This window comes from Sphingomonas bacterium (assembly GCF_903643035.1).
Classification (GTDB): Bacteria; Pseudomonadota; Alphaproteobacteria; order Sphingomonadales; family Sphingomonadaceae; genus Sphingomonas.
Map to the genome: position 1 here is coordinate 1 of NZ_CAHJWW010000160.1, position 6,423 is coordinate 6,423.

At 70.9% G+C, this 6,423-nt stretch carries 3 protein-coding genes and 1 pseudogene; all 4 read left to right on the forward strand.

What is annotated here, in order from left to right:
- A pseudogene (locus HUV01_RS10610) lies at window positions 1-525 on the forward strand (hypothetical protein); the annotation flags it as partial.
- Window positions 522-2,696 (forward strand): 1,4-alpha-glucan branching protein GlgB, encoded by a 2,175-nt coding sequence (gene glgB, locus HUV01_RS10615; protein WP_254606566.1) that lies wholly within the window; start codon window positions 522-524, stop codon window positions 2,694-2,696. The pseudogene HUV01_RS10610 and the gene glgB, both read left to right, overlap by 4 nt.
- Window positions 2,693-4,792 (forward strand): glycogen debranching protein GlgX, encoded by a 2,100-nt coding sequence (gene glgX / locus HUV01_RS10620; RefSeq protein ID WP_254606567.1) that lies wholly within the window; start codon window positions 2,693-2,695, stop codon window positions 4,790-4,792. Before glgB ends, glgX begins: the two co-directional genes overlap by 4 nt.
- Window positions 4,789-6,423 (forward strand): malto-oligosyltrehalose trehalohydrolase (gene treZ / locus HUV01_RS10625; RefSeq protein ID WP_174298233.1); only part of this gene is annotated, 1,635 nt, incomplete at its 3' end. The genes glgX and treZ, both read left to right, overlap by 4 nt.

A 6,423-nucleotide genomic window follows, 5' to 3' on the forward strand; every position in this document is an offset into this window, starting at 1 on the left:
GACGGCCCGGCGCCCGTCGACCGGCGGGCACTGGACATCCGGATCGCCTCCGTCGCCGCGACCGCGCAAGGCCGGGCGCGGATCCGGGTCCACGGCGGCCTGCACCTTGGCCGGACGCTGGTCGCCGGCGGGGACGTGGTGTTCCTCGAACGCGACGCCCCCCACCGATCCGACGAGCAGGCGAAGGACCTGCCCCTGCGCGACGTCGCAACCCTCCTGCGCTCGTTCGACGCGGCGGAGGCGGCGGCGACGCGGGCGCGACCTGCGGGAGCGGAACTGCACGAGACGCGCGCGGATGCGCGGTCCGTGCGCTTCCGCGAACGCGCGGCAGTGGCGTTTCTGGAAGGATATCGCGGCGTCGAACGGCCGGCGGAAGGAGAGGGCGCGCCGACCGATCCGCTGCTGCTGCTCATGCTACTGGAAGCGACCGCGCACGATGTCGCGACCTGCGGCGCGGGGCGGCGGGCCGAAACGCTCGACGCGCTGGTCCGTGTCGCCGGGCAGCTGCTGGCGTCGGCCACGTGACGGACCTGCGGGAACTCGCCGCGCTGCTCGACGATGGCCGGCTGGGCGACCCGTTCGCGGCACTCGGGCGGCAGGTCGAGGGCCGGTCGGCCGTGGTGCGCAGCTGGCAGCCGGGCGCCCTAACGGTGTCGATCGTCGACCCGGACGGCCCGCGCCCGCTCCAGGAGGTCGCGCCGGGGCTGTTCGCGGGGACCGCGCCGGGTGACGGTCCGTACCGCCTGCGCATCGGCTGGCCGGGCGGCGCCGTTCAGGAGACGGAGGATCCCTATGCGTTCGGCCCCGTGCTCGGCGACCTTGACCTCCACCTGTTCGGCGAGGGCCGGCATCGCGACCTTGCCCGCGTCTTCGGCGCGCAATGCCGGACGGTGGACGGGATCGGAGGTGTCGCCTTCTCCGTCTGGGCTCCCAACGCGCGCCGCGTGTCGGTGGTGGGGGACTTCAACGGCTGGGACGGCCGGCGCCACCCGATGCGGCCGCGCCACGGCGCCGGCGTCTGGGAACTGTTCGTGCCCCGGCTGGGCGCGGGCGCCGTCTACAAGTTCGAGGTCGCCGGCGCCGACGGTCGCGTCGTCCAGAAGGCGGATCCGCTCGCCCGCCAGGCCGAGCCTCCGCCGCGTACCGGCTCGATCGTCGCCCCAGCGCCGGCGTTCGCGTGGTCGGACGATGCGTGGATGGCCGGCCGCGCCGCGCGCCAGAGCCCCGATGCGGCGATCTCGATCTACGAGGTCCATTCGGGCTCGTGGCGACGCCCCGACGGTGGCGGCACGTACGGCTGGAGCGAGCTTGCGGCGCGTCTGATCTCCTATGTCCTCGACCTGGGCTTCACCCATGTCGAGCTGATGCCGATCATGGAGCATCCGTTCGGCGGATCATGGGGCTACCAGCCGCTCGGCCAGTTCGCGCCCACGTCGCGCCACGGCAGCCCGGCGGACTTCGCCGGCTTCGTCGATGCGTGCCACCGGGTCGGGATCGGCGTGATCCTCGACTGGGTGCCGGCGCATTTCCCGATGGATGTGCACGGCCTCGCGCGCTTCGACGGTACCGCGCTGTACGAGCATGGCGACCCGCGCGAGGGCTTCCATCCCGACTGGAACACCGCGATCTACAATCTGGGCCGGCGCGAGGTGACGGGGTTCATGCTCGCGTCCGCGCTGTGGTGGCTGGAGGCGTTCCATGTCGACGGTCTGCGCGTCGATGCCGTCGCCTCGATGCTGTACCGCGACTACAGCCGAAAGGCGGGCGAATGGGTGACGAACGTCCACGGCGGGCGCGAGAACCTGGAGTCGGTCGCGTTCCTGCGCGAGATGAACCGCGCGGTCGCGGAGCGTTGCCCGGGCGCGATCACGATCGCGGAGGAATCGACGTCCTGGCCCGGCGTCTCCGCGCCGGTCGCGGACGGCGGCCTCGGCTTTTCGTACAAGTGGAACATGGGCTGGATGCACGACACGCTCGACTATGTCGGGCACGACCCCGTCCACCGCGGCTGGCACCACGACGCATTCACCTTCAGCATCGTCTATGCCTTTTCGGAACGCTTCGTGCTGCCGATCAGCCATGACGAGGTGGTCCACGGCAAGGGATCGCTGCTCGCCAGGATGCCCGGCGACCGATGGCGAAGGTTCGCGACGTTGCGCGCATACCTCGCCTTCCTCTGGACGCATCCGGGCAAGAAGCTGTTGTTCATGGGCTGCGAGATCGCGCAACCCGGTGAGTGGGACCATGACGGCGAGCTGCCATGGCACCTGCTGGACCGGCCCGAGCATGCCGGCGTCCAGGCGCTCGTGCGCGCGCTCAACGGCCTGTATGCGACAGAGCCCGCGCTCCATGTCTGCGACGCCGATCCCGGCGGCTTCCGCTGGATCGTCGGCGACGATCGCCAGAACAGCGTCTTCGTCTGGGCGCGCCACGGGAACGCGGGCGACCCGCCGGTCGTGACGATCCTGAACATGACGCCGGAGCCGCGGCATGGCTATCGTATCGGCCTGCCCGAAGGCGGGCGCTGGCTGGTCGTCCTGAACAGCGACGCAGGCGTGTTCGGCGGATCGGGCGCCGGGGAAAGCGGCGTCGTCGTCGCGGAACCAACAGGATCGCACGGGCTTCCTGCCAGTGCCGCGCTGTTCTTGCCGCCGCTCGCCTGCCTCGTCCTTCGTCTGGAAAGCCGCCCATCGTGACATCACCCGACCGGCTCGACGCCGGCTCGCCCTATCCGCTCGGCGCGATGTTCGACGGCGAAGGTATCAACTTCGCCGTGTTCTCCGCCCACGCCACGAAGATGGAGCTCTGCGTCTTCGATCCCGCCGGCCGGCGGGAGGCGAAGCGTTACGCGATGCCCGAATGGACCGACGAGGTGTGGCACGGCTATCTGCCCGATGCCGGCCCCGGCCTCGTCTACGGGTATCGCGCGACCGGGCCGTACGAGCCGGAGCAGGGGCACCGCTTCAACCCCAACAAGCTGCTGCTCGATCCCTATGCGCGCAAGCTGGCGGGGCAGATCCGCTGGACGGACGCGCTCTCGGGCTACCAGGTCAATTCCAGGCGCGGCGACCTGTCGTTCGACCGCCGCGACAGCGCGCCCGCGATGCCCAAGGCGGTGGTGGTCGATGATCATTTCGACTGGTCGCAGGACCGGCGCCCGCATACGCCCTGGGCGGAGACGGTCGTCTACGAGGCGCACGTCAAGGGGCTGACCAGGCTGTTCGAGCTGGTCCCGCCGCGCGAGCGCGGGACGTTCGCCGCGCTCGGCCACCCCAGGGTGATCGACCATCTGAAGCGGCTGGGGATCACCGCACTCGAACTGATGCCGATCCACGCCTTCGCGCAGGACCGGTTCCTGGCCGAGAAGGGCCTGCGCAACTACTGGGGCTACAACACGCTGTCCTATTTCGCGCCCGAACCGAGCTACATGTCGGGCGACAGCCAGGACGAGCTGCGCCGCGCGGTGCGGCGCCTCCACCGGGCGGGGATCGAGGTGATCCTCGACGTCGTCTACAATCACACCTGCGAGGGGTCCGAACAGGGGCCGACGCTGTCGTGGCGGGGGCTCGACAACGCCAGCTACTATCGGCTGGTGAAGGATCAGCCGCGTTACTGCATCAACGACACCGGCACCGGCAACACGCTCAACACCGACAAGTCGCGGGTCGTCCAGATGATCGCCGATTCACTGCGCTACTGGGCGACGAGCTTCGGGGTGGACGGCTTCCGCTTCGACCTGGGACTGGCGCTTGGCCGGACGGAGACGGGCTTCGATCCCGGCCACGCCTTCTTCGACGTGCTGCGGCAGGATCCGGTGCTGAACCAGTTGAAGCTGTCGGCGGAGCCGTGGGACATCGGCCCGGGCGGCTATCAGCTCGGCAATTTCCCGCCCGGTTTCGCCGAATGGAACGACAGGTACCGCGACACGGTGCGCAGATACTGGCGCGGCGACGCGTCGCAGCGCGGCGAGCTCGCGGCGCGCCTGTCGGGGTCCAGCGACCTGTTCGAGCATCGCGCGCGCCGGCCGTGGGCGAGCGTAAACCTGCTCGACGCGCACGACGGCTTCACGCTCGCCGACACCGTCGCCTACGAGCAGCGCCACAACGAGGCGAACAAGGAGGACAATCGCGACGGCGCCTCCGATAACTGTTCGCGCAACTGGGGCGTCGAGGGGGCGACCGACGATCCCGCGATCCTGGCGCAGCGCGGGAGAGTGTCGCGCTCGATGCTGCTGACGCTGTTCGCCTCGCTCGGCACGCCGATGATCGTCGCGGGCGACGAGTTCGGGCGCAGCCAGGGCGGCAACAACAACGCCTATTGCCAGGACGATGCGATCAGCTGGGTGGACTGGTCCCTCGCCGGGGCGGAGCCGGGACGGTCGCTGCTGGCGTTCACCAGCCACCTGATCGCGCTGCGCAGGCACCATGAGGTGCTGCGCTCGACGCGCTTCCTGCACGGCGAGGACGCGCCCGGATCCGGCGTCGACGACGTGGAATGGTGGGACGAGCGCGGGCAGAAGCTGTCGGCGCAGGACTGGAACAACCCCGACGGGCGCGCGCTGGTGATGCGCCGCGCGCTGAAGCTCGCCGACGGCACGGTGGAGGTCATCAGCCTGCTGCTGAACGCCGCGTCCGATCCGCTGACGTTCACCTTGCCGGCGCCCGGCGAACACCGCCGCCTGCTGGCCGACAGCGCCCGGCCCGAGGTGCGCGACGAGCGCATCGGCGACACCTACGAGATGGCGCCGCAGGGGGCGGCCCTGGTGCTGTGGACGCTGGACGTGACCTCATGACGGAGAGACCGGGCGGCGTCACGGGGCGGGCGTCCCCCTGCTGGGGGCCGCTGGCGCTCGGCGACGGCCAGGTGCGCTTCCGGCTGTGGGCGCCCGATCGCGAGGCCGTGGCGCTGGAGATCGACGGCCGCGAGCCGGTCGCCATGACGTCGGCCGGCGACGGATGGTTCGCGGGAGAGGCGACCGCGCAGGCCGGCGCCCGTTACCGCTTCCGGCTCGCCGGGGACCTGGTGGTGCCCGACCCGGCGGCGCGCGCTCAGGCGGGCGGCGTCCATGGCTGGAGCGTGGTGGACGATCCCACGGGCCACCGCTGGCGGACGCCCGACTGGAGCGGGCGCGCGTGGGCGACCATGGTGATCCTCGAAGTCCATGCCGGCCTGCTCGGCGGGTTTGCGGGCGTGGCGGAACGGCTCGCCGGCTGGGCGGCGCTGGGCATCACGGCGATCGAGCTGATGCCCGTCAACGCGTTTTCCGGCACGCGCAACTGGGGCTATGACGGCGTGCTGCCGTTCGCGCCGGACGAGAGCTATGGCAGTCCCGACGACCTGCGCGCGCTGGTCGACCGGGCGCACGAGCTCGGCCTGTCGGTGTTCCTCGACGTCGTCTACAACCACTTCGGTCCGGACGGGAACATGATCGGCCGGTACGCGACGGGCTTCTTCGACGAAGGAGTCCATACCCCCTGGGGCAGCGCGGTCGCGGTGGGCAAGCCGCCGGTCCATCGCTTCTTCGCCGAGAACGCGCTGATGTGGCTGCGCGACTATCGCATCGACGGGCTGCGCCTCGATGCGGTCCATCAGCTGCACGACGACGACTTCCTCGACGCACTCGCGGGCGAGGTGCGCACGGCGCTGCCGGGCCGGCACGTCCACTTGGTTCTGGAGAACGAGAACAACGATCCGGCCCGGCTCGCGCCCAGGCGGTTCGACGCGCAATGGAACGACGATTTCCACAGCGCCCTCCACGTGCTGCTGACCGGAGAGACGCACAGCTATTACACTGACTTCGCGGAAGCGCCGGCGCGGCGGCTGGCGCGATGCCTCGCGGAGGGCTTCGCCTATCAGGGCGAGGGATCGCGCAACCACGACGGAGCGCCGCGCGGCGCTCCGAGCGGGCATCTGCCGCCGACCCGGTTCATGAGCTTCCTTCAGAACCACGACCAGACCGGGAACCGCGCGCTGGGCGAGCGGCTGGCGGGGCTAGTCGACGCCGACAGGCTGCGTGCCGCGACGTTGCTGCTGCTGCTGTGCCCCCAGATCCCGCTGCTGTTCATGGGCGAGGAGGTCGGGAGCCGGACGCCGTTCCTGTTCTTCGCCGATTTCCACGACGCGCTGGCGGACCAGGTTCGGGACGGCCGGCGGCAGGAGTTCGCGCGGCAGCCCGGCTTCGACGACGAGGAAGCGCGCGAGCGCATCCCCGATCCCAATGCGGTCGCCACGTTCGAGCGGTCGCGCCCCGAGCCCGGCCCGGACGCGGACGGGTGGCGCGCGTCGTATCGCGAGCTGCTGGCGATCCGGCACGCGCGGATCGTGCCGGGGCTGGCCGGGTGCATTTGCGCGGGCGCGGAGGTCGTCGGCCAGCGCGATCATCAGCGCGGCCTGCCCCCCGGCGTTGGTGCGGATCACCTCACC